Source organism: Pantoea sp. Pa-EAmG (genome assembly GCF_030024295.1).
GTDB classification, from domain to species: Bacteria; Pseudomonadota; Gammaproteobacteria; order Enterobacterales; family Enterobacteriaceae; genus Pantoea; species Pantoea dispersa.
The window spans coordinates 45,199-68,610 of sequence record NZ_JASEWO010000004.1 but is presented as its reverse complement, the minus strand read 5'-3'; the positions used below and the strand labels follow the sequence as shown (position 1 = coordinate 68,610).

Sequence of the window (23,412 nt, the reverse complement as noted above, 5' to 3'; positions counted from 1 at the left end):
ATTAATAGTGAGTCCACAAGCTGACAAAGCCGGCACTATCAATAATAAAGCCGACGGTACCGGACCCTATAAACTGGCGCAGTATAAATCCGGTGAATTTGTCCTGGAGCAGAAGAATCCGGACTATTGGGGCAAGTCTGCCGGGCCGGACGAAATAAAATGGACCTGGAGCAGTGAGCCGTCAGTCATGAATATGGCGCTGCAATCCGGTCAGGTCGATATTATTAACCCAGTGCCACCGCAATTTGCCGGCATGTTAAAAAATAATCCCGGCGTGCAGTTAAAACAGTCGCCGGGCGCGGCGGTATTCTGGATCGATCTCAATACACAGAGTAAAGCCCTCAGCGATGTCAGAGTCCGCCAGGCGCTGAACTTCGCGACCGACCAGCAGGCGCTGGTAAAAGCGGTGATGTTTGGTTATGCGCAGCCGGCCAATTCCCCGCTGGCGCCGGTCGATGCCAACTACGACAAAGCGTTGCATGACTATCCGTACGATGTGCAGAAAGCCAAAGACCTGCTTAAGGCAGCGGGCTATGCCGACGGCTTCGCCATGTCGATTGCTGTGCAGGCACCCGACGCACGCACCGCGCAGGTTCTGCAGGGTATGTGGAGCAAAATTGGCGTCAAGCTCAGCGTGCGCCAGATGGAGAGCGGCGTATGGGCCAAAGCGGCGTTTGCCGATGCCAAAGAGAAAGCCGCGCAGGGTACGGACGCGGTGCTGGCGTCCTGGTCTTCGGGGCTGTACGGCTCGGATCTGCAGTTGCGTCCGCTGTATCACAGCAGCAGCTTTGCGCCCGGCGGGGCCAACCTCGGCTTCTTCAGCGACAAACGTACCGATGAGCTAATCGATAGCGCCGCCTCCACGCTCGATGATGCCCAGCGCAAAGCACTCTATTTCCAGGCACAGCAGCGGATCAGCGGACTCGCCCCGCAGGTGCTGCTCTACTATCAGGACGACCTGTATGCGACGCGCAAAAATATCAGTGGCGTGACAATGCAACCGGGCGGTCAGATTGTGGTCCGTGATGCCGTGAAGAAATAGTGCTGATGGCTGATTGATATGAAAGCGTATGTCGCAAAAAAGGTGCTCTCGCTGCCGTTGATTATCTTCGGTGTGTCGATCATCGTGTTTATCGCCATCCGCGCGCTGCCGGGCGATCCGGCACGCCTGATGGCCGGCCCGGAAGCGCCGCAGGAAGCGGTGGACAGTATGCGCGTGCGCCTCGGGCTGGATCAGCCTTTGCCGCTGCAATACGTCAGGTTTGCCGGTGAAGCGCTGCATGGCAATCTCGGGCTGTCGCTGCAGTCGCAGCGGCCAGTGATGACCGAAATCAGCGAACGCCTGCCGTACACGCTGTCGCTGGCGGCGCTGGCGTACCTGCTGGCAATTGCCATCGGCGTGCCGGCGGGCATGACCGGGGCCATTTACCGGCAGCGCATTCCCGATCAGATCGTCATGGTACTGACCATTGCCGGTGCCTCGATTGCGAACTTCTGGCTGGCGTTGCTGGCGATGAACTACTTTGCGGTACAGCTCGGCTGGCTGCCGCTACTCGGCGCTGATTCGTGGCGCAACTATGTGATGCCGACCGTGACGCTGGCGATTCTCCCGATGGCGATGATTGCGCGGATGACGCGCTCCAGCATGCTGGATGTGCTCAGTCAGGATTACATCCGTACCGCCAGGGCCAAAGGGTTATCGTCGGCCAGCGTTAACTGGAAACACGCGCTGCGCAATGCGCTGATACCGATTGTTACCATCGTCGCGCTGAATTTTGGCAGCCTGATCGGAGGTGCAGTGGTCACTGAGTCGGTGTTTAACTGGCCGGGTATTGGCCGCCTGCTGGTGGATTCGGTGAAATACCGCGATTATCCGGTGATTCAGGGCGTAACGTTAGTGGCGGTAACCGGCGTGGTATTGATGAATCTGGTGGGTGAGATAGTGATTGGCCTGCTTAACCCGAAAATAAGGTTCGACTGATGAACAGTTTCGACACCTCTCTCCAGCCGCCGCCCGCGCGCCGCCGCCAGATCGTGAGGTTTTTGCTTGGCAACCCTTCCATCACGACCGGAGGCGGGCTGGTGCTGCTGGTGGTGCTGGCTGCCCTTTTCGCACCGCTGATCACTCACTGGGACCCCATCGAGCAGGATCTGTTGAACACGTTGCAGGCGCCTTCCGCTGCCCACTGGTTCGGCACCGATGATTACGGCCGCGATATATTTGCCCGCGTCATTTATGGCGCACGCATCACGCTGTTTGAAGTGAGTCTCAGCGTGGCCATCTCGATGGCGATCGGCATTCCTCTGGGCATCATCTCGGGGCTGGCCGGACGCAAAATTGATGCGCTGATCATGTGGCTGATGGATATTATTTTCGCCTTCCCCGGCATCGTACTGGCGATTCTGATTGTCAGCGTGCTTGGCGAGGGGCTGACAAACATGCTGATCGCCATTTCGTTGTTCTCGATCCCGGTGTATGCACGTCTGAGTCGCAACCTGACGCTGGGACTGAAAAACATGGAGTATATCGAAGCGGCGCATATGCTTGGCGTGCGATACCCGCGCATTATCACGCACTATATTCTGCGCAACGCCATTGGCCCGCTGATTGTGCAGTCGACGCTAACGGCTGGTGCGGTGGTGCTTTCTGCCGCCAGTCTGTCGTTTCTCGGGCTCGGCGTGCAGCCGCCGATGCCGGAGTGGGGCACCATGATGAGCGATGGCCGCAACTTTCTCGGGCTAAATATTTACGTCTCCCTATTTCCCGGACTGGCGATTTTGATTACCGTGCTCGGTTTTAATGTGCTGGGCGACGGCCTGCGCGATGTAATGGATAAACGTTTATGACTCATCCGCACTCAACCGTGATCTGCCTCGATTTGGGCGGCTCCTTTATTAAGCTTGGCATGATGGATGCACAGGATCGGCTAACGCTGCTCGATCAGCAAAAAATCCCGGCGACGGACTGGCAGGCATTTTGCGCCAGAGTCAGCGAGATGATCGCCGGGCAGCATAACCATTTCAGCAGCCAGGCGGCTGTCGCCATCTCTACGGCGGGCATTGTGGCACCGCAAACCGGCGAAATGTTTGCCAGCAACATCCCGGCTTTTCACCGGCGTAATCTGGCGCGGGAACTGGGTGAGGTGCTGCAGCGGCCAGTGATCGCACACAATGACGCCGACTGCTTTGCCCTGGCCGAGGCGCTGGCCGGCAGCGGCAAAGGGCACAAAGTGGTGTTTGGCGCGATTCTCGGTTCCGGCGTGGGCGGTGGTCTGGTGGCGGACGGCCGCATTATCACCGGACAAAACGGCCTGACCGGCGAATGGGGCCACGGGCCGATTACCCTCACGGAAGTGACGCTGGCGCATCGTCGCGTGCGCGTGCCGCGCCAGGCGTGCCCGTGCGGCCAGACAGGGTGTCTGGACACCTACGGCGGCGCGCGCGGACTGGAAACGCTGCATCAGGTGCTGCACGCTGAAAGCGCCAGCAGCGTGGAAATCATTGCCCGCTGGCAGCAGGCAGAAGCGCGGGCGCAGCAGACGATAGAAGCCTGGCTGCAACTGGTGAGTGAGCCGCTCGCCTACACCATTAACATTACCGGCGCGTCGCGGGTGGCGGTAGGCGGCGGACTGGCTTCGGTCACCCCGCTGATTGCTGCGCTTAATGATGCGGTGCAGCGCTGTGTGTTGCGCAGCACAGCGCATGCGCTGGTGGTGCCGGGCGAGTTTGCCCACCAGGGCGGCATGGTGGGCGCGGCGCTGCTGGCGCGGCAGGCGCTCAGCGCGTCCTGAGCTTTTGCCCTTTCGCCCGTTGCAGGCGCTTTTCGGTTACCGTGTTGCGCTCAAGACTTCGTTGAACCCGATTCAACCTTAAATGCGCTAAGCTTGACGCGCTAAAACCCGCAGCAAAGAGGCTGTTGAACAGACACTGTCGCCAGCCTCTTTGCTGTTTTTTCACCTGCGGTACGGAAAAAAACATGTCATCAGTACAACCTCAACTCTCTCAGCTCCCGGACGAGGCCTCGCTGCCGCGTCACAGCGTGCCAAAAGCGCTGTTCGCGCTGGGCACCGGCGGATTTGCCATCGGCACCGGTGAATTTGTCATCATGGGCCTGCTGCCCGATGCGGCGAAAGGCCTGAACGTCACGATTCCTGAGGCCGGCCATCTCATCAGCATTTATGCCCTCGGCGTAGTGATTGGCGCGCCGCTGCTGGCTATTCTCGGAGCGCGGGCTTCACGGCGTAATTTCCTGATGACGCTGATGGGCCTGTTTGCGCTGGGTAATCTGCTGAGCGCTGTCGTGCCGGGCTACCCTGCGATGCTGGTAGCCCGCTTTCTGGCGGGCTTTCCGCACGGCACCTTCTTTGGCGTTGCGGCGCTGGTGGCGGCAGGACTGGTGGAGCGCGCGCGACGCGCGCAGGCGGTGTCGATGGTGCTGCTGGGATTAACCATCGCCAACCTGATTGGCGTACCTGCCGTTACCGCCATCGGCCAGTGGTTTGGCTGGCGTGATGCGTTTGCCATCGTCGGCGGACTGGCGCTGCTGACGCTGTTACTGGTGTGGCTTTGGGTGCCCAATGTGGCCGGTGACAAGCAGGCCAGTCCACTGCGCGAGCTCTCGGCGCTGACGCGCAAGCAGGTTTTGCTGACGCTGGCGATTGGCGCGATTGGCAGCGGCGGCATGTTCTCGGTATTCAGTTACGTTAAACCCACCATGATGGAACTGGCCCACCTGCCGGAGAATCTGGTACCGGCGATACTGGCGCTGTTTGGTCTTGGCATGATTATCGGCAACCTTGTCGGGGGACGTCTGGCCGATCGCGGGCTGGAGAAAACCATCCGCATTGTGCTGGTGTGGTCGCTGCTGGTATTGAGCGCGTTTGTCTTTGCCGCGCATTATGCGCTGGCGGGCGCGCTTAACGTGATGCTGGTCGGTACCATGGTGGCGCTGGGAAGCGTGCTACAAATCCGCCTGATGGACGTGGCCGGTGATGCACAAACCCTGGCGGCCGCGCTTAATCACTCGGCGTTCAACATTGCCAACGCGCTGGGGGCGTGGCTCGGCGGCATCACCATTTCCGCCGGGCTGGGCTGGCAGTCCACCGGCTGGGTTGGGGCCATTCTGTCCGTGCTGGGGCTGCTGATTCATGCCGTTGCGGTGCGCGATGCGCGCCGTAATCCGGCGCTGGTCATAAAATAATTTTTACCGCGCGGGAATAAACGCCGCGCTGGTTCGTCTTATGCCCACGTTTCCTTACTGAGTTGGCTAAGATGAACTTTAAACCTACGGTCAGACATCTGCCGTTGTTACTGCTGGTGGTCATTATTCCCGGATTACTGCTGGTGCTGTTTCTTGCTGCAGGCGGTTGGCTGACGCCGCAGCGCCTCAGTGCGCAAAGTCTGGTGCAGTCGCTGCAGCAAAACAGCGGTGTGCATCCGGGATACCGGCGCAATCATGCCAAGGGCGTGTGCGTTACCGGCGATTTTACCTCCAGCGGCAACGCGGCGTTTCTGTCACGCGCCAGCGTTTTCCAGCCGGGTAGGGTGCCGGTGATTGGCCGCTTTGCCATTGCCGGCGGTAATCCGCACGCGCCGGATTATGGCGTGCCGGTGCGCAGCCTGGCGCTGGAATTTCAGCTGGCGCACGGCGAGCAGTGGCGTACCGGCATGAACGCGCTGCCGTTTTTCCCGGTCAGTACGCCGCAGGCTTTTTACGATCAGCAGCAGGCCAGCCGACCGCTGCCGCAGACCGGCAAGCCTGATGCGCAAAAGCTGATGGCGTTTACCGTTGCCCATCCCGAAGTTAAACCGTTCTTTGCCTGGGTAAAAACCCACATACTGGCCGCCAGCTGGGCACAGGAGCAGTACAACAGCCTGAATGCCTTCCGCTTTACCAATGCGCAGGGGGAAACGCGCTTTGTGCGCTGGAGTCTGGTGCCGCGTACGCCATGGCAGCCGATTAGCGCCGCTCAGCAGCAGCCGGATTATCTGCAGAGCGACCTGCACGACCGCCTGGCGACCGCACCGCTGAAGTGGGATCTGGTGATCAGCGTGGCTCACCCCGGCGATGCGGTGAACGATGCCAGCAAGGTGTGGCCAGCCGATCGGCAGCAGGTTGTCGCCGGTACGCTGACGCTGCGTGACAGCAGCCCGCAACAGGGCGGCAGCTGCAATGACATCAATTACGATCCGCTGATTCTGCCGCAGGGCATCAGCGGTTCGGACGATCCGCTGCTCAACGCGCGCTCCGCCGCTTACGCAAAATCTTTCAATCTGCGCACGGCTGAACAGGCGCGCCAGCAGGAGAAAAAATCATGAGTCATCAGACAACCCTGTTTCATCCGCTGCTGCGCATCGTACACTGGTTGATGGCGCTGGCCGTGCTGACCATGCTATTTATCGGCGTGGCGATGGTGGCGGATATCTCGGCTGCCCATTCGCTGCTGCTGGCGATACACAAACCGCTCGGCGTGGTGATCGCGTTGCTGGTAGTCGTGCGTATCGGGCTGCGGCGTTACTATGGTGTGCCCGCCATGCCCGCGTCGGTGCCTGGCTGGCAGCAAACGGTGGCACATTTGACCCATCTGGCGCTCTATTTACTGATGCTGGCGCAACCGCTGGTAGGCTGGGCAATGCTGTCGGCAGGCGGGTTTCCGGTGACAATTGGCGAGGGGCTGGTGCTGCCGCCGCTGCTGCCGGTTAGCGTGGAAAGTTATGCCGTGCTGCGCCCGTTACACTCGCTGCTGGCGTTTAGTCTGTTCGCGCTGATTCTGGCCCATCTGGCTGCCGCGCTGCTGCATGGTCTGATTTTACGGGATGGCGTGCTGAGTAGCATGACCGGCCTGCGCCGGGTGCGAGAGCAAAAATAATGTCTGCATTGAGCGATGACGAAATCCGCGCATTACTGCCGCATTTGCAGCGTTTTGCGCTGGGGCTGACGCGTGAGCGCATGGCCGCTGAGGATTTGGTACAAAACACGCTGGTCAAAGCACTGGACGCGGCGCGCGATGACACGCGCAGTCTGCGTGCCTGGCTATTTTCCATTCTCTGGCATCAGTTCATTGATGGCGAACGGCGCCGCAAGCGCTGGCAGGCGATTATGACGCTGTTCAGCCGCGCCGAGCCCTTTGCCGAGTCGGCTGAGCATCACGCCATCGCCGATGAGATGCTGGCGCTGTTCGCCCGTCTGCCGGCTGACAGTCGCGCATTGCTGCTCCTGGTTAACGTGGAAGGCATGCGTTATCAGGAAGCAGCTGACACGCTGGACATTCCGCTGGGCACCGTGATGTCACGGTTGTCGCGGGCGAGAAAACAGTTGCAGCACATGACCGAAGGCCTGCCGGCCCCGGTGACGTTGAGGAGATTAAAATGAATATCCCGCCCGATGAGAACCAGCTGCACGCCTGGCTGGATGGTGAACTGGATAGTGCCAGCCATCAGGCCGTCAGCGACTGGTTGGTGCAGCATCCTGACATCGCCGCCCAGGTTGAGGGCTGGCGTCAGGACAAGCTGCGCTTGCAACAAAGCCTGCAGCGCAATATGGCGCGAACCACCTTTACGCCACTGCAGCCGGCACAGCTGCGCCAGCGGCGTGCGCGGCAGCGTTATCAGCGGCTGGCGCTGGCCTGCTCGCTGGTGCTGGCGTTGGGGATCGGCAGCCTGTCCGGCTGGCAGATGACTGAACGCTTACAGAATCATCCGTTACCGATGGAGGATGCGGTACAGGCTTACCGGTTATTCGGCGATGGCGCGCAGCAGGCGACGATGGACATTAGCACCCACCAGACGACACAGCTGGCCAGCTGGCTGGGCCGCTATTTTATCAACGGTACGCTGCCGCCCAATCTGGAGCGCTTTGGCTATCAGCTCATCGGCGCGCGCCTGATGGCGAATGAGCATGGCGCCTCGGCGCTGGTGCTGTATCAGACCGCCAGCGGCACGCGCGTTGGCTGGTACATCCGCCCGCAGACCGTGCGGCTGGAAAAGGGATCGCGCCAGGCGGACAACCTGGTGGCGCAATACTGGAGCGATCGCCACTATAACTATGCGCTGGTGAGCCCGATGAGCGGCGAAGCCGCACCGGCGCTGCGTGCTGCGATAGGCAGCGAAGTGGGCTAATTCATTTGCCTGCCAGCTTGGCCTGCAGGAACGTCATAAATACCCGATTGATCTCGCTGCGCTGGCGATGCTGCGGATACAGCGCATTCAGGTGCAGCGAGGCCGGATGCCAGTCATCCAGTACCGTCACCAGCTCACCTCGCGCCAGCGCCGGAGCCACGATAAACTCCGGCAGCAGGATCATCCCCAGCCCGGCGACGGCCGCATCACGCAACATTTCTCCGTTATTGCTGACCATCGGTCCCTGGACCGCCAGCACTTTACGCGTGTCGCCCTGAAACAGCTCCCAGCCGGTCTGGCTTTCACGCCCATAGCGCAGACAGAGATGGTGCAGCAGATCCTCCGGCTCACGCGGTGCGCCGGCGCCCTGCAGGTAGGCCGGGCTGGCGCAGATCACGCGGCGGAATTCCCCCAGCCGTTTGGCGATCAGGCTGGAGTCCGGCAGCGTGCCGATGCGAATCGCCATATCAAAACCTTCACCCACCATATCCACATGCCGATCGGCCAGTTCCACCTGGAACTGGATACCGGGATGCTGGCTCAGGAATTCGGCGATATAAGGGGAAAGATGGCTGATGCCGAACGACATCGGCACGCTGAGACGAAAACTGCCGCGCAGCACCTGACGACGACCGGACACCGCCAGTTCGGCTTCCTGCACATCATCCAGAATGCGCTGCGCATGCTGGGCAAACAGCTGGCCGTTGTCGGTAACGGACAGTTTGCGCGTGTTGCGATTCAGCAAACGCGCCCCGAGCGACTCTTCCAGCGCGGCGATGCGTCGGCTGACGTATTGCTTCGAGAGCATCAGCTGTTCAGCCGCAGCGGTAAAGTTGCCCGCTTTGATTACGGCGACGTAAATCCGGAGATCTTCAATCTGCATATTGTCCACTTATCTGTGACAGTCATTGTCATACAGGCGCATTGTTGGGCAAATCAGTTTACGTATACTGGTCAGCAACGGGAAGGGCCTTCGCCCTCCAGCTAAAAATTTAAGGAGCAGACCATGATTGAACAACGACTGTCCGAACAACGTGGCTTAGGCGATCACGGCTGGCTGCATTCACGCCATACCTTTTCGTTTGCCAGCTACTGGGACCCACAACAGACCGGTTTCTCCGATCTGCTGGTGATTAACGATGATCAGGTAGCACCGGGTCGCGGTTTCGGTGCGCATCCGCACAACAACATGGAGATTATCTCTTACGTGCTGGAAGGCGCGCTGGAGCATAAAGATTCCATGGGTACCGGTTCGGTTATCGTGCCCGGTGACGTGCAGCTGATGAGCGCTGGCAGCGGCGTGACGCACAGCGAGTTTAACCACTCGAAACAGGATAATGTGCACTTCCTGCAGATCTGGATTGTGCCGGCAGAACGCGGTACCGAGCCAGGTTACCAGCAGGTGTCAGTGGCAGAGGCCGACAAACGCGGTCAGCTGCGCCTGATTGTTTCGCCACAAGGCGACAACGGCTCGCTGCGCGTACGTCAGGATATGCGTATTTACGCGGGACTGTTTGACGGTGCCGAGCAGCAGACGCTGGAACTGGCTAACGATCGCTATGCTTACATTCATGTGGCGCGCGGCAGCATTGAAGTGAACGGCGTGAGCTTTAAAGCCGGCGACGGCGCGCGCGTGCGCAATGAGACGGCGCTGCAGTTCGCTAACGGTAACAATGCTGAAGTGCTGGTGTTTGATTTACGACCAGTCGAAGTTAATCATCCGCAGCGTTAATTCATTGCGCGGTAAGTCAGCGAGGCATGGCGTGAACCTTCACGCCATGCCTTTTTATTTGGCTTAAGGTACGAATAATAACCAGCACCTGACAGGTCCGGCATAAAATAGGAATTTTTACCTTCCACAAAAATGCAAAGCCCCTTAAATTTGCCTCCAGGATAAGCACGCTACGCCAGGTATTTGGCGGCTAAACAACAAACAAAGTTAACACTATTACATTCCATTAGAATTAATGGTAATGAGGATTTTGATGGTTTTAAAACGCAGCTTTAATATCGCAGTGGTATTGGTTTTAGCCTTTTCTGTAACGGCTTGTGGCATGTCTCATCGTGGCCGTAACACCGCCATTGGCGCCGGTGTGGGTGCGGTCGGCGGCGCCGTTCTGACCGGCGGCAGCACCTTCGGTACCCTCGGCGGCGCGGCTATCGGCGGCCTGATTGGTCACGAAGTCAGCCGTTAATTTCACCGTTACTCAGGATTTCGCCAGCCGGAATGCTGGCGAAATCATTTCACTTCATAACCCGCCGTCAATAGCCCCGCGTTGAAATATTCATCGGCCAGAAATTTCTTTATTTAATCCGGCCATCAATTATTACCGCTACCGCTTAAAAAATATTAATCGATCTGTAGCTGATGAATCATCAGAGCGGCGCGTGCGGCTTCTTTGCCTTTTTTAATAAAATGTTCGGTATAAAACGCTTCAATCGCATCGACCGGCTGAAAATTGTGCGGAGTGAGTGATACCGAAAACACCGGAACATTGGTGGCCAGCTGCACATTCATCAGGCCATCGACAACGGCCTGCGCGACAAAGTCATGGCGATAGATGCCACCGTCGACCACCAGCGCGGCGCAGACAATCGCATCAAATTTGCCGGTTTCGGCCAGGCGTTTGGCCAGCAGCGGCATTTCAAACGCGCCGGGTACGTCATAGCTTTTTAAAGTATTTTCGACGCCTTGTTCTGCCAGTTCCTGCTCAAATCCTACCAGCGCGTTGTTCACGATCGCCTGATGCCATCCTGCTTTAATAAAAGCCACACGAAACTTATTCATAATGCTTCCATGATTAGCTGAAAAATTTATAAGTGAATAATAAAAAAGTCTTTTTTATCATCTGCCCGCTATCCGTCTGGTATACCATATGTTGCAATTTTGATCCACAACGCGGGCAGCGCGGTTAACGTGCTGCTTGACGCCAGCCAGCGCCTGCAATACAAATAGACGCGTCGGGGGAGTCTCGCCTGAGAGACTGAGAGGCTAATAGCGCACTGCGCGGCTTAGCGACCCTTTGAACCTGACCCAGTTGATACTGGCGTAGGAAGACTGACGGCTTCATGTGCAAAGCCGTCTGGCGCAAAGGCGAGCCCGATCGCTGGCGTCGATTCCCTTCACCTGTATCTGCGGGTCTCAGTTATCACTGAGAGGCCGATGTGAATTTCCCAGATTATTTACCGGAACGTTGTTCATGAGCCGCTGGAGCGTGCTCGGTAGCGGCGTGTCCGGGCTTTGTGTTGCCACGCTATTGGCTGAGCGCGGCGAAACCGTCGAGGTCATTGATGATGAAGCGCGTCAGCCTGCCTCGTGGTTTGCCGGTGGCATGCTGGCGCCGTGGTGTGAAGCAGAAAGCGCGCCAGCGGAGGTGATTACCCTCGGCCAGCATGCTGCGGCCTGGTGGCAAACGCGCGTCAGCAGCGTGGTGCATCAGGGTACGTTAGTGCTGGCACCGCCGCGTGATAACCCGGAGTTAAACCGCTTCGCGCGCATGACGACGGCGCATCAATGGGTTGATCCGGCGTCGCTTGAACCGGCGCTGGAAAACCGGTTTGCGCGCGGACTGTTTTTCCCGCGCGAGGCACATCTCGATCCGCGCCGCGCGCTGTCTGAGCTGCGTGACAAACTGCTGCAGCGTGGCGTCCGCTTTGATGCGCGCCAGCCCTCGGGCCGGATCATTGACTGTCGCGGTATCCATGCCAGAGCGCAACTCTCCGGCCTGCGCGCGGTGCGCGGGGAAATGCTGATCCTGCAGAGTCATGAGGTGTCATTTTCCCGGCCGATTCGTCTGCTCCATCCGCGTTTTCCCTGTTATCTGGTGCCGCGTCGCGACGGCCACTTCATGCTCGGTGCCACCATGATCGAAAGCGACGATGCCAGCGCTATCAGCGCGCGCGCCATGATGGAACTGCTCAGCGCGGCCTACACCCTGCATCCGGCGCTGGCGGAAGCGCGCGTCATCGAAAGCGGCAGCGGTCTGCGTCCGGCATGGCCGGCTAATCTGCCGGAAATCCACTATCACAACGGTATTTTTTATCTTAACGGCATGTATCGTCACGGTTTTCTGCTGGCACCAATGATGGCAGAACAGCTGATGCAGCGCCTGTCCGGGGAGGTTAGCGATGAATATTCAGCTTAACGGCCGCACCATCAGCACTGAGGCCGCCAGCCTCAGCGAATTGCTGATCGAACAGCAAATTGACGCGGCCTGTGTTGCCACTGCCTGCAATGGCGATTTTGTGCCGAAAAGTCAGTATGCCAGCCTGCAGTTACAGGAAGGCTGGCAGCTGGAAGTCCTGTCACCGATGCAGGGAGGCTGAGCGATGTTTTACGATTTTACACCGCAGTCACGGTTGCTGCTCGGCACCGCAGGCTACCCTTCACCGGCGATTTTGCAGCAGGCGATCGCCACATCCGGCAGTGAAATTATCACTGTCAGCTTGCGCCGCGAAGGCACGGCGGGCGCGACTTTTCGCGAGCTGCTGACAGGCCTGAATGTGCGCGTGCTGCCCAATACCGCTGGCTGCCACACGGTCAAAGAGGCCGTCACTACCGCGCACATGGCGCGTGAGCTGTTTAACACGCCGTGGATAAAGCTGGAAGTGATTGGTCATGCCGACACGCTGCAGCCCGATCCGTTCGCGCTGGTCGAAGCGGCACGCATTTTGTGCGCCGACGGCTTCCAGGTGTTTCCCTACACCACGGAGGATCTGATTGTCGGTGAAAAACTGCTGGCCGCCGGCTGTGAACTGCTGATGCCGTGGGGCGCGCCCATCGGCTCCGGCCAGGGATTGCGAAATATTGACGGGCTACGGGCGATGCGAGCCTGGTTCAGCGATATTCCACTGATCATTGATGCCGGCATCGGCGCGCCCTCACAGGCAGCGCAGGCTATGGAGATGGGCTTCGATGCCATCCTGCTCAATACCGCCGTGGCGAAAGCGGGCGATCCGGTGGCGATGGCGCGCGCGTTCAGCCAGGCGATCGCCGCCGGGCAGGGCGCGCGCGAGGCCGGGCTGATGGAAAAGCGTGATATGGCCGTGGCCTCAACGCCGATCTTCGGCCTCGCTAACCTGAACTAAGGAGCATGCAATGGAACGCTATCAACGCCAGATGATGCTGCCGGAAATTGGCGTGGTCGGGCAGCAGAAACTAGCTCGCGCTCGCGTGCTGGTCGCCGGTGCCGGTGGCCTGGCTGCCACGCTGCTGCCTCAGCTGACGGGCGCGGGTATCGGTCAGCTGTGTGTATATGATGACGATCGGGTCGCGCTGCATAACCTGCATCGCCAGACGCTATTCACCCTGCAGGATGTGGGTCGCAGCAAAGCTGTGGCGGCGCAGCAGGCTTTGCAGCAGCGCAATCCTGAGGTGCAAATCGAAGCTATGCCCGAGGCGCTGAGCGCCAGCAATATCGCGCAGGCGCTGGCGGGGTGCGATCTGGTGATTGATGCCGCCGATAACTTCGCGGTGACTTACCAACTGTCGGATGCCTGTTTCCAGGCAGGCATACCGCTGATCAGCGCCTCGGTGCTGGGTCGTCAGGGCTATGCTGGCGGTTTTTGCGGCGGCGCGCCGAGTTATCGTGCGCTGTTTCCGCAGCTGCCCGCCTCCGCGGCTAACTGCAACACCGCCGGCGTGATGGGGCCAGCCGTGGCGGCGCTGGGGGCGATGCAGGCGCAGATGGCGCTCAGCGTACTGCTCGGCCTGCAACCCTCACCGCTCGGTTGCATGGTCAACTGTGACTTCGTCAGATGGCACTTTCGTTCGTTCCGCTTTGATGCGGCGCAGGAACCGGCCCAGCCCGGCGTGCCGTTTATTGATGCTCACCTGTTACAACCCGGAGACTGCATTGTGGAGCTGCGCAGCTGCGCAGAGGCGCCCGCCAGCGTGGCTGAACGGGTTGAGCGCGTGCTGCCGCACGAACTGGACGCCTGGCAGCCACCGGCGGATCGCCGCATCGTACTGGTCTGCGCCAGCGGCATCCGCGCGGCGCAGGCGGCCAGCGCGCTGGCGCAGCGCGGCTTTAATCAGCTGGCGATTCTGGCGGCGCGCCGGCCATGACGCAGGACATCCGCTTTGACCAGGTGAGCTTTGCCTGGGGCGAAAAACAGCTGTGCGATCGGCTCAATCTGCAACTGCGCGGCGGCAAAACCACGGTGTTGCTGGGCTGCAGCGGCATTGGTAAAAGCACGCTGCTGCGTCTGGTGGCCGGCTTAGTGCAGCCGCAGCAGGGCAGCCTGAGCGGTATTGCGCAGCACGTGGCATGGATGGGGCAGCAGGATCTGCTCTATCCGTGGCTGACGGTGCTGGAGAACGTGATGCTGACGGCGCGTCTGAGCGGTGCGAAGCCGGACCGCGTGCGGGCGCACCATTTGCTGGCGCAGGTGGGACTGGAAGACGAGGCGCAAGCCGCGCCCTCACAGCTCTCGGGTGGCATGCGGCAGCGGGTCGCGCTGGCGCGCACGCTGTATGCGCAGCGCGAGCTGGTGCTGATGGATGAGCCGTTCGCCACGCTGGATGTGATGACCAAACACCAGCTGCAAACGCTGACCGCGACGCTGCTGCGCGGCAAAACGGTGCTGCTGGTGACCCACGATCCGCTGGAAGCCTGCCGTATGGCCGATGACATTCTGCTGTTGCACGGCCAGCCGCTGCAGGTGACGCACTGGCCTGTGCCAGCAGGTACGGTGCCGCGGGCGCTCAATGATGCCGGACTGCTGCAGGCGCAGGCCGAGCTCTTTTCCCGACTGAATTCCTATGAAAAAACTGAGTAGTGCTGTCTACCTGATCGCGGTAGTGCTGGGCGTGTGGCTGCTGGCGCGGCACAACGGCGTTCCGGCATTTCTGCTGCCCGCGCCGCAATCGGTGCTGGAGGCTCTGTGGCAAAAGCGCCAACTGCTCGCGCATCACGCAATGTTCACGCTGGCAGAAATCGTGCTGGCGCTGCTGCTGGGCGTCGGCAGCGGTGTGGTACTGGCGGTGCTGATGGCCTCCAGCCCGCTACTGCGGCGGGTGTTGTTTCCGCTGGTGACGGCCAGCCAGACCATCCCGGTCTTTGCGCTGGCGCCGCTACTGGTGCTGTGGCTGGGGTTTGGCATCGCGTCAAAAGTGGTGGTGGCGGCGCTGATTTTGTTTTTCCCGCTGTGCCTGTCGCTGTTCGATGGCTTGTGTCGTACGCCTGCCGGCTGGCTGGAGCTGGCGCAAACGCTGTATCCCTCGCGCTGGCGCATTTTCTGGTGCGTGCGCTGGCCGGCCGCGCTGCCGCAGTTTTTCGCCGGCCTGCAGATGGCGGTGGTGCTGGCACCGATTGGGGTGGTGATCGGCGAGTGGGTCGGTGCCAGCGAAGGGCTGGGCTACCTGATGATGCAATCCAACGCGCGGCTGGAAACGGCAACCAGTTTTGCCGCGCTGCTGCTGTTAATGAGCCTGGCGCTGCTGCTCTCAGCGGCGGTGGCGCTGGTGCGTAAAAAATTTCTCTGGCAATCATATTAAGGATCTTGAGTGAAAATGTTGCGTCGTACTATTACCGTGCTCTTGCTGCTGGTCACCGTTAACGCACAGGCGGCAGAAAAAGTGCGTTTGCTGCTCGACTGGTTCATAAATCCTAACCACGCGGCGATCTTTGCCGCTCAGTACAGCGGGGCGTTTAAACAGCAGGGGCTGGATGTCGACATGATCGCACCGGCGGATTCCGCGTCGGTACCGCTGTTGCTGGCGGCAGGCAAAGCGGATCTGGCGATTAGCTATCAGCCTCAGCTCTATACGCTGGTGGACAAGCAGGTGCCGGTGATCCGGGTTGGTACGCTGATTAACCAGCCGCTGAACACCCTGACAGCGGTATCGGGCGATATTCACAGTATTAAAGACTTCGCCGGTAAATCGATTGGCTATGCGATTCCCGGCGCGGAAGATGTGGCTATCCGCAACATGCTGAAATCGCAGGGCGTCGACGTTAACAGCGTGAAACTGGTCAATCTGAATATGGACGCCGTCTCCGCGCTGCTGACGCATAAAATTGACGGCGCGCTGACCATTTTCCGTAACTACGAGCTGCTGGATTTGCAGGACAAAGGCGCAAAGCCGGTGTCGTTTAAACCGGAAGATTACGGCGTGCCGGCCTACGATGAGTTGATCATTCTGGCCAACAGCAACACAGCGGCAAACGATCCTCGCATCCCGGCATTTCTGCGTGGGCTGGATGCGGGCATCGCCTGGCTGCGCGCTCACCCGCAACAGGCGTGGCAGGCGTTCATTAAGCGTTACCCTGAACTGGATACGCCGCTCAATCATCAGGCCTGGCAGGCGACGCTGCCTTATTTTGCAACGCACAGTGCGGAATTCAATCAGGCGCGTTATCAGGCATTTGGTGAATATATGAAAGCCAACGGGCTGATCACCACCGTGGCGCCGCTGGCGCGCTATTCACTGTAATCCATCCGCTTGCGCCGTTTTCCCGGGCCGGGAGAACGGCGCGCGTTGACATTGTGTGCGGCCGGGGGACAAACGAAGACCCGCATCCCCGGTTTTCGGAAAATACTGGATTTCTGTGACTGTTATCACTGCGCGGGTAACGCTAAAATAAATACTTCTCATTTAGCAGAAGGTTTTTCGTCACGATGTTTTCGCGTTTCACACTGGCCACGTTAACGGCCACACTCCTGCTCACCGGCTGCGCGCGTCATGCTGCCAGCGACAGCAGCGCTGATGCTGCCGCCGCAGAAGCCCCGGCTACTGCTTCCGCTCCGGTCGAAAACAACGACAGCGCTTCGCCGTTTGCCAGCGGACCGACCGTTATCAATGTCTCCCATCTGGTGACGCGCACCGACGATGGCTCATCCGTGTACGTGACGGTGGATGGGCAGGAAGCCGGACTGCTGCAAAAGGGCGAGAGTAAAGAGCTCCGCGTTCCGGCCGGTAAACACCAGATTGGCGGCTACGTGCAAACACTGTTTGGTTTTGGCAAAGTGACCATTCCTGCGGTCGATGTCACCACAGACACCAATGGCCCGAAAAACGTGGTCTACTCCGTTACGCGGCAAAAACCGCAGTTCAGCGAAAGCGCTGCCACGCCAAACAACTCCTGATTGACTGCGGTGCGGGCCAGGTGTCGGCACCGTTGATCGAAGTCTGGGGCAGGGCGTAATACGCTCTGCCTGAACGGTCAGATAATTAAGTCAACATGCTGGCCACCCGGCATCTTTACACCCAGCGTCAGCTCTCCACCCAGCGCCTCAATGTAGCGCTTCAGCGTGGAAATTTTTAACTCTGCACCACGCGCTTCCATCGCCGCCACAGATGACTGGGCAATGTGCATGGCCTGCGCTTGCTGACGCTGAGTCCGCTGCATCTGCTCACGTAATTGATAAAGCTGGTATTCCAGACGCATCTGGCTGACGCGTTCATCGACCTGATGTTGCTGTTCGGGCGTCAGCGCCGCCAGCATCTCATCCAAGGTTTTCATTATGAGTTTCCCCGATTGCGTTCAGATGATGATGGTATTCGGTTTCGGCAATGTGAAGCATCTGCTGATAGAAACGCTTCTGATTTTTACCCTGTTTGTTGCCGGCACACAGCACAATTGCATGGCGGCGCGGATCGAAAACAAAAAAGCTGCGGATAGGACGACCTTTACTTTGCACGCGAAGCTCTTTCATATTGGGCACCCGCGATAACATCAGGGTATCAACGAAAGGGCGGCCGAGGTGCGGACCGTCCTGCGCCAGAAGCTTCAGGGCGGCAAGTACGTCGAGACGCAACGCTTCATCCTGAGCCTGCAACCATTTCCAAAACCGATCTGTTGCTTCAACCTGCCACACGATGCCATCCTTGATAGTCTGTAGTCTATTTTATCGTCTGCAGTCTATCAAGGCTCACGGATTAAAAAATCCGTGACGGGGAATTTATCTCATCTTTCGAATCTGGCTCGCAAAAACAGCGGTAAAGCGCAGCGCAATAAGCCATCAGTGCATCAACGCATAGACGACATCAATGGCGTTGATGACCAGGAAGAACAGGATAATGTGGGTGAGAGCATTAACGGACATCGCTTTGGGTTGAGACATCATCAGTCCTGAATAATTAACGTGAATACAGTGAAGTAACGTTAAATATTACCTGTTAAGAATAAGATTACTATGCTGTGCCACGGTTATCAGAGGTGCCGGACGGCTGCGTTTTCATGCGCGGGTTCAGAAGGCGCAGCATTTCATCCGCTTGCGGCCGCGCGTCCTTAATTTTAAAGATAAATCGCAGAGGCATTCGCCTGATGGCTGGCCCGGATTGCGTGGCTGATGGCGTCGAGGCGCAGCGGTGAGATTAAATTGCCGGTAAGATTTGCGCTGTCAGAGTGCGTAAATGTTCACGCAGTAATTGATGTAAAGCGCGAATCGCCGGCGAAAATTGTTTGCGATGCGGGCAGATTAAATGCAGCGGCGTGCTTTCGCCTGGCAGCTGCGGCAGCACCCGTTCCAGCCGGCCGTGTCTGATATCGTTGCAGACATCAAGCCAGGATTTATAAGCAATCCCCATTCCGGCAATCGCCCAGCGGCGCGCCACTTCAGCGTCGTCGCACAGCAGCCGGCTTTTCACCGTAATCTGTCGCCGCATCCCTTCCTGCGGAAAAGTCCATTTATCATACACGTGACCGCCCATGACAAACGGCAGACAGTGATGCTGTGCCAGATCCTCGAGTTTTTCCGGACGGCCATGTCGATCGAGATAATCGGGTGCGGCGACCATCACACGGCGGTTTTCTTCCGCCAGCGGTAGCGCGACATAGCTGCTGTCCTCCAGCTTACCGTAGCGAATAGCGATATCCACCGGATCGCGGAACACGTCACTCACCTGATCGGAAAACGAGAGACGCAGCCCGAGCGCCGGATGCGCCCGGCAAAATTCTGTCAGCAGCGGCAGAATAATATGGCGGCCGATGTCAGACGGCAGAGCGATTTTCAGCTCGCCGCTCAGGGCATCGTCGTGGCTTTGCAGGCTTTCCGCTCCGGCGTGCATCAGCGCCAGCATCTCCTGCGCGAAAGGCAGATACTTTTCGCCTTCCGCCGTCAAACGCAGGCTGCGCGTCGATCGCGCAAACAGGCGGCGATCGAGATCGCGCTCCAGCCGCTGAATGGCGGCGCTGACCTGACCGGGCAGCAGGTTGGCTTCGCGCGCTGCGCGGGAAAAGCTGCCCAGCGCGGCAGAGCGCACAAACAGGGTGACATCTTCTAAACGAATCATCGACGTTCTCACCATTATCGGGATTTTCACTCTACGAGTGAAAGTGTTGTCCTGCAACAGGCATTTTTCCCGGCGCGATGTCTGGCTATGCTGCTGTCAACACCCTGAAAATATTCACTCACCTGGAGCCTGTTGCATGAAAGCGATTGTTTATAGCCAAAACGGTTTACCGATTTCAGATGAAAATGCGTTATATGAACTGGACGTGGCGAAACCGCAGCCAGGCGCACGCGATCTGCTGGTAAAAATCAGTGCGATTGCGGTTAACCCGGTTGATACCAAAGTGCGCGCTGGCGCTCCGACAGACACGCCGCGCATTCTCGGCTGGGATGCGGTGGGCGTGGTCGAGGCGGTGGGCAGCGATGTCACACTGTTTCAGCCCGGCGATGAAGTTTACTACGCCGGCGACATCACACGCGCTGGCAGCTATGCCGAGTACGGACTGGTGGATGAACGCATCGCCGGACTCAAGCCGCGCACGCTGAGCGACGCCGATGCCGCCGCGCTGCCGCTGACATCACTCACCGCGTGGGAACTGCTGTTTGATCGCCTGGAAATTGATGCTGCCGACGAAGGCACATTGCTGATCATCGGCGCGGGCGGCGGCGTGGGTTCGATGCTGACGCAGCTGGCGCGCAAACTGACCCGACTGACGGTAATTGGTACCGCCTCTCGCCCGGAAACCGCCGACTGGGTGCGCTCGCTGGGTGCCCATCATGTTATCGATCATCAGCGTCCGCTGGGTGAGCAGCTGGCAGCGATTGGCCATAAAGAGGTGCGCTACGTGGCCTCACTGACCCATACCGACAGCTACTATCCGCAGTTGATCGATGTGCTGGCTCCGCAGGGCAAACTGGCGCTGATTGACGATCCGGAAACCCTGGATGCGGTGCCGCTGAAGCGCAAAGCCATCTCGCTGCACTGGGAACTGATGTTTACCCGCTCGCTGTTCCATACCGCCGATATGCAGCGCCAGCATCAGATTCTGCAGCAGGTGAGTCAGCTGATTGACGATCAAACCCTGCAGACCACCGCTGGCGAGCATCACGGCAGCATCAGCGCGGCCAACCTGCGTAAAGCGCATGCGCTGATTGAAAGCGGTCGCGCACGCGGCAAGATTGTCCTCAGCGGCTTTTAAGTCATTAAAACACGTAAGGTTAACCGTCCGTCAGCCCGGGCGGTTATGGTAGCGACTTTGCTATTTATCTGCGCTCTGGCGCAATCTTCAATCAGGAGACTCTCATGACCCTTAATGATGCGGTTGCCCGCCGTCACACCGTAAAAGCTTTCTCTGCGGGCAAAACGCTGCCGCAGCAGGAGATCGACACGCTGCTTAACCTGCTGCGCAACAGCCCGTCATCGGTTAACTCGCAGCCGTGGCACTTTGTTGTCGCGTCGACTGCGGAAGGGCGGGAAAAGATGGCGCAATCCACCAGTGGCGCGTTCATTTACAACAATCCTAAAGTGCTGAACGCCTCACACGTGATTGCGCTGTGCATGCGCACCGATCTGGATGAAGCGCACCTGCAAAACGTGCTGGCGCAGGAAGAGAAAGACGGGCGTTTTGCCAAACCCGAAGCCAAAGCCGGGCAGGATAAGAGCCGCCGCAGCTATGTGGATATGCACCGTTATGAGCTGCGCGACGTGCCGCAGTGGATGGAGAAACAGGTCTATCTGGCGCTGGGCGGACTGTTACTGGGCGCAGCGATGCTCGGCATTGATGCCACCCCGATGGAAGGCTTTGATGCGCGCGCACTTGACCAGGCGCTGGGCCTGCGAGAACAGGGCTTTACCAGCGTGGTGCTGGTTTCGCTTGGCTATCGCAGTGAGGAAGATTTCAACGCCACGCTGCCGAAATCGCGTCTGCCGCAGGACGAAATCTTTACCTTTATCTAAGGGACTTAACCAGGTGCGCACCTGCGCACCTGCGCGCTCAACGTGGGAACCGCAGGCAGAAACGGGTGATGCCGTGTTCGCTGCTCACCGTGCAACTGCCCTGATGCAGTTGCATGATCCCGCGCACGATCGACAGACCCAGTCCGCTACCGCCCTGCTGGCGTGACGCATCGGCGCGCCAGAAGCGGTCAAACAGGCGTGCCTGCTGCGCCTGACTTAGCGTCGGCCCCTGATTTTCCACCACCAAAAGCATGGCGTCTGGCTGCATCATGCTGGAGACGTGAATGGTGCCGTCGCGCGTGCCGTAATGCAGCGCGTTAGCGATCAGATTAGCCAGCGCACGCTGTAACAACTGCGGATCGGCGTGCAACTCGCCGTGAAGCGAGATGACAAGCTGCATGCCATGCTCTTCCGCCATGCCCTCAAAATAGTCACTCAACCGCTCACCCAGCGGTGTCAGATCGATACGTTGTCTGTCCAGCGCCTGGCTGGCGTCTGCGGCTTTGGCGAGAAACAGCATGTTATCAATCATCTTCGCCAGCCGCTCCAGCTCGGCATAATTGGAACCCAGCAGCGTTTGATACTCATTGACGCTGCGCGGCTGGTTCAGCGCCACTTCCGTCTGGCCAAGCAGCGTGCCAATCGGCGTGCGCAGATCGTGTGCCATGTCCGCTGAGACCTGGCTAAGTTGCTGATAACCTTGCTCCAGCCGGCTCAGCATCTGGTTGAGCGCCGCCAGCAGCGGTTGCAGCTCGCCTGGCGCGCTGGTCAGTTCAATGCGATGCGACAGCCGCCGCACGTCGATCACCCCAGCTTCCGCCGCCAGCCGGCGCAGCGGCGTCAGACCGCGGCGCACCAGCAGCACACTGATCGCGGCGACCAGCAGCGCCGCCAGCGCGGTGCACAGGATAATCTGGTGGCGATAGCCGGTGAGGGTTTGCGTGCGGTCGCTCATCAGGCGACCGGTGATGATTTCGATCTGGCCGCTGCCATCGCGCGTTGGCGTTAACGCGGCGGCGGCAATAAACGGTGTGCCGTCCGCCGCCTTCTGGTGATGGACCGATTGCAGGGTTAACGGCTGATCGGCGGCGACCGGCGTAATGGCTGGCACCGGACGCCCGCCGGGGTTGATCACGATCAGCGGCGGCTGGCCGGGAAAGCGCAGCACCAGCAACGATTCGGTATTGCCCAGCATGTTGGCGAACAGCCGCGGCTTTTGCTGAATCAGCGTCAGCGCATCTTCATCGCGCAGCAGCGTGCGCATTTGATCGATGCGCGTCAGCAGGGCTGCGTCATCGCGCACGCCGATCTGCTTTGCCAGTGCGTGATACAGCGCCATGCCGCTGAGTGTAAAAATGACCACCACCGTAGCACTGAGCAGTAGCGAAAGGCGGACGGCGAGCGAGCGGGGTTTCATGTTTCAGCTTCGCAGCGATAACCGACACCGTGCACGGTATGAATTAATGGTCGGGTAAAAGGGCCGTCAATTTTCTGCCGCAGCCGTTTTACCGCCACATCCACTACGTTGGTGTCGCTGTCAAAATTCATATCCCAGACGCGCGACGCAATCACCGTGCGTGTCAGTACTTCGCCGGGATGCAGCAGAAACAGACGCAGCAGATTGAACTCTTTGTTGGTCAGGTCGATGCGCTGTCCGGCGCGCTCGACCCGGCGACGGGCAATATCCAGCTGCAGATCGGCCAGCGTCAGGATGTCGGGCAGCTTTTGCTGGCTACCGCGCCGCAATTGGGTGCGCACGCGCGCCAGCAGTTCGGCGAAGGAGAAGGGTTTGACCAGATAGTCATCGGCACCCAGTTCCAGCCCTTTGATGCGATCTTCCACCGTGCCTTTGGCAGTCAGGAAAATCACCGGCGTTTGCAATTGCTTATCCAGCTGCGCCATCACCTCCCAGCCATTGATGCCGGGCATCATCACATCCAGCAGAATCAGATCGTAATGGTGCTCCTGCGCATAAAACAGGCCATCCTGACCGTTTTCCGCCACGTCGACGATAAAACCGGCCTCGGTCAATCCTTTGCGCATGTAATCACGCGCCCCGGCTTCATCTTCTATCACCAAAATTTTCATGCGATCTCCCGGTAGTGGCGGCCGCTTGCTGATGGCGGGTAGTATAACGCGGGTTAGCATAGAAAACCGAG

The 23,412-nt window shown here is 59.1% G+C and carries 28 protein-coding genes and 1 riboswitch; of the genes, 21 read left to right on the top strand and 7 right to left on the bottom strand.

Features of this window, described 5'->3' with window-relative positions:
* From QMM04_RS01460 to QMM04_RS01420, 9 genes are all read left to right on the top strand, one after another.
* Positions 1-1,042 (top strand): ABC transporter substrate-binding protein (locus QMM04_RS01460; protein ID WP_282995508.1); only part of this gene is annotated, 1,042 nt, incomplete at its 5' end.
* 18 nt (positions 1,043-1,060) lie between these two features.
* The gene (locus QMM04_RS01455) at positions 1,061-1,981 is read left to right on the top strand and encodes an ABC transporter permease (RefSeq protein WP_021508908.1); all 921 of its coding nucleotides are present in this window, start codon (positions 1,061-1,063) and stop codon (positions 1,979-1,981) included.
* Positions 1,981-2,847 carry an ABC transporter permease gene (locus tag QMM04_RS01450; protein ID WP_058776091.1) on the top strand — a complete coding sequence of 289 codons (867 nt, stop codon included), beginning with the start codon at positions 1,981-1,983 and terminating at the stop codon, positions 2,845-2,847. Before QMM04_RS01455 ends, QMM04_RS01450 begins: the two co-directional genes overlap by 1 nt.
* Positions 2,844-3,791, top strand: a complete 948-nt coding sequence (locus QMM04_RS01445) for an ROK family protein (RefSeq protein ID WP_058770333.1) — start codon at positions 2,844-2,846, stop codon at positions 3,789-3,791. Before QMM04_RS01450 ends, QMM04_RS01445 begins: the two co-directional genes overlap by 4 nt.
* A 185-nt stretch (positions 3,792-3,976) precedes the next feature.
* On the top strand, positions 3,977-5,200 hold the full coding sequence (locus QMM04_RS01440) for an MFS transporter (RefSeq protein WP_058770332.1): 1,224 nt from the start codon (positions 3,977-3,979) through the stop codon (positions 5,198-5,200).
* Between the two features lie 71 nt (positions 5,201-5,271).
* A complete protein-coding gene (locus tag QMM04_RS01435; protein ID WP_282995507.1) occupies positions 5,272-6,318 on the top strand; it encodes a catalase family peroxidase in 1,047 nt (348 codons plus the stop codon).
* Positions 6,315-6,869 (top strand): cytochrome b/b6 domain-containing protein, encoded by a 555-nt coding sequence (locus QMM04_RS01430; protein WP_021508913.1) that lies wholly within the window; start codon positions 6,315-6,317, stop codon positions 6,867-6,869. Before QMM04_RS01435 ends, QMM04_RS01430 begins: the two co-directional genes overlap by 4 nt.
* Entirely contained in the window at positions 6,869-7,372 is a 504-nt protein-coding gene (locus tag QMM04_RS01425; protein ID WP_058781060.1) for a sigma-70 family RNA polymerase sigma factor, read from the top strand. Before QMM04_RS01430 ends, QMM04_RS01425 begins: the two co-directional genes overlap by 1 nt.
* Complete coding sequence (locus QMM04_RS01420; protein ID WP_021508915.1) at positions 7,369-8,118, top strand: hypothetical protein; 750 nt, start codon at positions 7,369-7,371, stop codon at positions 8,116-8,118. Before QMM04_RS01425 ends, QMM04_RS01420 begins: the two co-directional genes overlap by 4 nt.
* Position 8,119: 1 nt before the next feature.
* Here the strand turns inward: QMM04_RS01420 and QMM04_RS01415 are convergent, their stop codons facing one another.
* Complete coding sequence (locus QMM04_RS01415) at positions 8,120-9,001, bottom strand: LysR family transcriptional regulator (protein ID WP_127835000.1); 882 nt, start codon at positions 8,999-9,001, stop codon at positions 8,120-8,122.
* A 123-nt stretch (positions 9,002-9,124) separates the two neighbouring features.
* On the opposite strand from QMM04_RS01415, the gene QMM04_RS01410 reads away from it, so the two are divergent.
* On the top strand, positions 9,125-9,850 hold the full coding sequence (locus tag QMM04_RS01410) for a pirin family protein (protein WP_021508917.1): 726 nt from the start codon (positions 9,125-9,127) through the stop codon (positions 9,848-9,850).
* 253 nt (positions 9,851-10,103) lie between these two features.
* Complete coding sequence (locus QMM04_RS01405; protein ID WP_031279978.1) at positions 10,104-10,313, top strand: glycine zipper 2TM domain-containing protein; 210 nt, start codon at positions 10,104-10,106, stop codon at positions 10,311-10,313.
* Positions 10,314-10,468: 155 nt separating this feature from the next.
* On the opposite strand, the gene QMM04_RS01400 is transcribed toward QMM04_RS01405, so the two are convergent.
* Positions 10,469-10,906 (bottom strand): 6,7-dimethyl-8-ribityllumazine synthase, encoded by a 438-nt coding sequence (locus tag QMM04_RS01400; protein ID WP_088517394.1) that lies wholly within the window; start codon positions 10,904-10,906, stop codon positions 10,469-10,471.
* A 165-nt stretch (positions 10,907-11,071) separates the two neighbouring features.
* Positions 11,072-11,191: riboswitch (TPP riboswitch) on the top strand.
* Positions 11,192-11,318: 127 nt separating this feature from the next.
* Here QMM04_RS01400 and QMM04_RS01395 point away from each other — a divergent pair.
* From QMM04_RS01395 to QMM04_RS01360, 8 genes are all read left to right on the top strand, one after another.
* Positions 11,319-12,263: an FAD-dependent oxidoreductase gene (locus tag QMM04_RS01395; RefSeq protein ID WP_125310227.1), complete on the top strand. Its 945-nt coding sequence runs from the start codon at positions 11,319-11,321 to the stop codon at positions 12,261-12,263.
* Complete coding sequence (thiS, locus tag QMM04_RS01390; RefSeq protein ID WP_282995506.1) at positions 12,247-12,444, top strand: sulfur carrier protein ThiS; 198 nt, start codon at positions 12,247-12,249, stop codon at positions 12,442-12,444. The genes QMM04_RS01395 and thiS overlap by 17 nt, the downstream gene beginning before the upstream one ends.
* Before the next feature lie 3 nt (positions 12,445-12,447).
* The gene (locus QMM04_RS01385; RefSeq protein ID WP_125310229.1) at positions 12,448-13,206 is read left to right on the top strand and encodes a thiazole synthase; all 759 of its coding nucleotides are present in this window, start codon (positions 12,448-12,450) and stop codon (positions 13,204-13,206) included.
* 10 nt (positions 13,207-13,216) lie between these two features.
* A complete protein-coding gene (locus tag QMM04_RS01380) occupies positions 13,217-14,185 on the top strand; it encodes a HesA/MoeB/ThiF family protein (RefSeq protein WP_125310231.1) in 969 nt (322 codons plus the stop codon).
* A complete protein-coding gene (locus QMM04_RS01375) occupies positions 14,182-14,898 on the top strand; it encodes an ABC transporter ATP-binding protein (RefSeq protein WP_104187553.1) in 717 nt (238 codons plus the stop codon). Before QMM04_RS01380 ends, QMM04_RS01375 begins: the two co-directional genes overlap by 4 nt.
* Entirely contained in the window at positions 14,882-15,616 is a 735-nt protein-coding gene (locus QMM04_RS01370) for an ABC transporter permease (RefSeq protein ID WP_125310233.1), read from the top strand. The genes QMM04_RS01375 and QMM04_RS01370 overlap by 17 nt, the downstream gene beginning before the upstream one ends.
* A gap of 15 nt (positions 15,617-15,631) precedes the next feature.
* Positions 15,632-16,555, top strand: a complete 924-nt coding sequence (locus QMM04_RS01365) for an ABC transporter substrate-binding protein (protein ID WP_104187788.1) — start codon at positions 15,632-15,634, stop codon at positions 16,553-16,555.
* A 185-nt stretch (positions 16,556-16,740) separates the two neighbouring features.
* Positions 16,741-17,208: a hypothetical protein gene (locus QMM04_RS01360; protein WP_058759022.1), complete on the top strand. Its 468-nt coding sequence runs from the start codon at positions 16,741-16,743 to the stop codon at positions 17,206-17,208.
* Between the two features lie 77 nt (positions 17,209-17,285).
* Here the strand turns inward: QMM04_RS01360 and QMM04_RS01355 are convergent, their stop codons facing one another.
* From QMM04_RS01355 to QMM04_RS01345, 3 genes are all read right to left on the bottom strand, one after another.
* A complete protein-coding gene (locus QMM04_RS01355) occupies positions 17,286-17,585 on the bottom strand; it encodes a helix-turn-helix domain-containing protein (RefSeq protein WP_021508926.1) in 300 nt (99 codons plus the stop codon).
* Complete coding sequence (locus QMM04_RS01350) at positions 17,569-17,940, bottom strand: type II toxin-antitoxin system RelE/ParE family toxin (RefSeq protein WP_058781070.1); 372 nt, start codon at positions 17,938-17,940, stop codon at positions 17,569-17,571. The genes QMM04_RS01355 and QMM04_RS01350 overlap by 17 nt, the downstream gene beginning before the upstream one ends.
* A 499-nt stretch (positions 17,941-18,439) precedes the next feature.
* Positions 18,440-19,357 (bottom strand): LysR family transcriptional regulator, encoded by a 918-nt coding sequence (locus QMM04_RS01345; protein ID WP_088517387.1) that lies wholly within the window; start codon positions 19,355-19,357, stop codon positions 18,440-18,442.
* Positions 19,358-19,493: 136 nt separating this feature from the next.
* On the opposite strand from QMM04_RS01345, the gene QMM04_RS01340 reads away from it, so the two are divergent.
* Together QMM04_RS01340 and nfsB are read left to right on the top strand one after the other, a co-directional pair.
* Positions 19,494-20,495 carry a zinc-binding alcohol dehydrogenase family protein gene (locus QMM04_RS01340; RefSeq protein ID WP_021508931.1) on the top strand — a complete coding sequence of 334 codons (1,002 nt, stop codon included), beginning with the start codon at positions 19,494-19,496 and terminating at the stop codon, positions 20,493-20,495.
* Between the two features lie 104 nt (positions 20,496-20,599).
* Entirely contained in the window at positions 20,600-21,253 is a 654-nt protein-coding gene (gene nfsB, locus QMM04_RS01335; protein WP_058770319.1) for an oxygen-insensitive NAD(P)H nitroreductase, read from the top strand.
* Positions 21,254-21,290: 37 nt separating this feature from the next.
* Here nfsB and QMM04_RS01330 read toward each other — a convergent pair whose 3' ends face one another.
* Entirely contained in the window at positions 21,291-22,670 is a 1,380-nt protein-coding gene (locus tag QMM04_RS01330) for a heavy metal sensor histidine kinase (protein ID WP_282995505.1), read from the bottom strand.
* Positions 22,667-23,341 carry a heavy metal response regulator transcription factor gene (locus QMM04_RS01325; RefSeq protein ID WP_282995504.1) on the bottom strand — a complete coding sequence of 225 codons (675 nt, stop codon included), beginning with the start codon at positions 23,339-23,341 and terminating at the stop codon, positions 22,667-22,669. The genes QMM04_RS01330 and QMM04_RS01325 overlap by 4 nt, the downstream gene beginning before the upstream one ends.
* Between the last annotated feature and the right edge of the window lie 71 nt (positions 23,342-23,412).